At 30.9% G+C, this 3,244-nt stretch carries 2 protein-coding genes; both read left to right on the top strand.

Annotation, left to right across the window (positions count from 1 at the left end; all coding sequences use genetic code 11):
• Positions 1-229: 229 nt before the first annotated feature.
• On the top strand, positions 230-1,189 hold the full coding sequence (pfkA, locus tag E6248_RS14725) for a 6-phosphofructokinase (protein WP_316341536.1): 960 nt from the start codon (positions 230-232) through the stop codon (positions 1,187-1,189).
• A 105-nt stretch (positions 1,190-1,294) separates the two neighbouring features.
• A complete protein-coding gene (gene pyk / locus E6248_RS14720) occupies positions 1,295-2,713 on the top strand; it encodes a pyruvate kinase (RefSeq protein ID WP_316341535.1) in 1,419 nt (472 codons plus the stop codon).
• Positions 2,714-3,244: the final 531 nt, after the last annotated feature.

Genomic DNA, 3,244 nt, shown 5'->3' with positions numbered 1-3,244 from the left:
GGTTATAATATAAAATAGAGTGAATAAAAAGTCGATAAAAATCGTAATATTGCACTTATTTTAGTTGCATAAAGTGAGAGTTGCAAGTAAAATAAATAAAGTGATTAAATTTAGTAAATAGAAATGATTAAGGTAAATAATTTAAATTTATTATAGTAAATAAAAAAAATGGATAATTCCACATAAAGTGGGACAACCTTTGTCCCAGTGGTGTTAAGGAGGAAACAACATGAAAAAAATAGCTATTTTAACTAGTGGTGGAGATGCTCCAGGAATGAACGCAGCAATAAGAGCTGTTGTAAGAACTGCTTTACATCATGGACTTGAAGTAGTAGGAGTTCAAAGAGGATATAGTGGTTTAATTAATGGTGAATTATTCAATATGGATAGATCTTCAGTATCAGATATTATCCATAGAGGTGGTACTATTTTAAGAACTGCTAGATGTACTGAATTTAAAAAAGAAGAAGTAAGAATTAAAGCTACAAAGATATTAAAAGCTTATGGAGTAGATGCTTTAGTAGTTATTGGTGGAGATGGATCATTTACAGGAGCTAAGTTATTATCAAAGCTTGGTGTTAAGACTGTAGGTTTACCTGGAACTATCGATAATGACTTAACTTATACTGATTATACAATTGGATTCGATACTGCATTAAATACAGTAATTGACGCTATCGATAAAGTTAGAGATACATCAACTTCTCATGAAAGAGTTTCTATAATAGAAGTTATGGGAAGAGATTGTGGAGATTTAGCTTTATATGCAGGTATTGCAGGTGGAGCTGAGTATATAATTACTCCAGAAAAGGGATACTCTAAAGAAGAACTATGTAAGGTAATATTAGAAGGAAAACAAAAGGGTAAGATTCACAACCTAGTGCTATTAGCTGAAGGTGTAGGTGGAGCTCAAGAATTAGCTGAATATGTTGAAAGTGTTACTGGGATTGAAACTAGAGCAACTGTATTAGGACATATCCAAAGAGGTGGTAGCCCAACTGCAAATGATAGAGTTTTAGCATCAAGAATGGGTTCAAAAGCTGTTGAAGTATTATTAGAAGGAAAAACTTCAAGAGTTATAGGAATTAGAAATAACGAAATAATAGATGATGATATAGATGAAGCTTTAGCTTTAGATAGAAAATTTGATGAAGAATTATTTGAAATGGCAAATGAAATATCATCATAATTAATTCATAATGTAGAGTAAAATTAATTACTCTTATTACCTAATAAATAGAGCTTTTAAATAAGCTGAAAATATTATATATAGAATTGAAGGAGTGTTAATTACATGAGAAAAACTAAGATGATCTGTACTATAGGACCAGCTAGTGAAAGTCCAGAAGTATTATCTAAGATAATAGAAGCAGGAATGAATGCATCAAGACATAATTTTTCACATGGAGATCATGCTGAACATGCAGGAAGAATTAATTTAGTAAAAGAATTAGCAAAGAAACATAATAAAGAAATAGCTATAATGCTTGATACTAAAGGACCAGAAATAAGAACAGGTAAGTTTGAACCAAAGAAAGTTGAATTAAAAACTGGTGATAACTTTGTAATATATGCTGGAGAAGAAGTAATTGGAGATACTACTAAGTGTACAGTTACTTATGAAGGTTTAGCAAATGATGTTAAAGTAGGAGATACTATATTAATAGATGACGGTTTAGTTGGATTAAAAGTAGAATCTATTGATGGAAATAAAATCAACTGTAAAGTTATGAATACTGGATTTGTTGGAACTCACAAAGGAGTTAACGTTCCAGGAGTATCAATAAAATTACCAGCATTAACAGAAAAAGATATAGCTGACTTAAAATTCGGTTGTGAAATCGGAGTTAACTTAGTTGCTGCATCATTCATCAGAAAAGCAGCAGACGTAGAAGCTATAAGAAAAGTTTTAGTGGAAAATGGTGGAGAGCACATTCAAATATTCTCTAAGATAGAGAACCAAGAAGGTGTTGATAATATAGATGCTATAATTGAAGCTTCTGATGGTATAATGGTAGCTAGAGGAGACCTAGGAGTTGAAATTCCTATGGAAAAATTACCAGCTGTTCAAAAGCTTATAATAGGAAAATGTAATGAAGCTGGCAAGCCAGTTATAACAGCTACACAAATGTTAGATTCTATGATAAGAAACCCAAGACCAACAAGAGCAGAAGTATCAGACGTAGCTAATGCTATCTATGATGGAACAGATGCTATAATGTTATCTGGAGAATCAGCTAACGGAGATTGGCCAGTAGAAGCTGTTGAAACTATGGCTAAGATAGCTGTAGAAGCAGAGAATCAATTACATTATGAAATAGCTACTTCAAAGGCTAAGAGCCATATACCTGCAATAGCAGGAGTTATTTCAAGAGCTGCTGCAAATGCTGCATTTGAATTACAAGCTTCAGCTATTATATCTTCAACTCAAAGTGGAGCAACAGCAGGAAGACTATCTCAATGTAGACCTGACTGTCCAATAGTTGCAGTAACTCCAAATGAAAAAGTTGCTAAGAAATTAGCTTTATTCTTTGGTGTTTACCCAGTAGTATCTGGACAAATGCAATCAACTGACCATATGATGGAAGAATCAGTTAAGGTTGCAGAAACAAACGGATTTGTTAAGAAGGGTGATACTGTTGTAATCGCAGCAGGAGTTCCAGTAGATAAGATTGGAGCTACAAACCTATTAAGAGTAAGTGTTGTAGAATAATATATCAAAGGTTGCTGAAAGGCAACCTTTTTTCAATTAACAATTATGAATTAGCAATTTAGGATGTAATTTGTTCCAAATTACTGAAAATAGATTTAGAAACTCCTGAGGGAGTTTTTTATTGATATGGATACTTAATAATGGGGAATTAAGAATATTATTTGCAACAAGTTACTGAAAATAAATTTAGGTAACTCCTTTTTGAATTTTATTTTTCTTTAGCTAACTATATTTAGTCTAAATTTGGTGATAGTTTTTAAAGTAATAGAAGAATAAAGTTTACGGAGTGGATTTTCTTATAAATTAATACTTTCAAGTTAAGGGTATGAGTTTCTTATTAATAAGTTAGGATATAATTTAGATTATTACATTGGAAATAAAAGATAATTTCTCATTTACATTTAATAAATATCAGAAATCACTATTCAATTGATTTCTATTATCAATTAAGATTTATATAAGCGATTTATAGTTAACTATTAGTATAAATATAGTAATAAATTTATATAAATATGGATAATTAACAAAATG

Origin of the sequence: Clostridium sp. (assembly GCF_032552055.1) — a bacterium.
GTDB lineage: Bacteria > Bacillota > Clostridia > Clostridiales > Clostridiaceae > Clostridium.
Note: the sequence above shows the minus strand (reverse complement) of the source record. Positions and strands in the feature narration are given on the sequence as shown.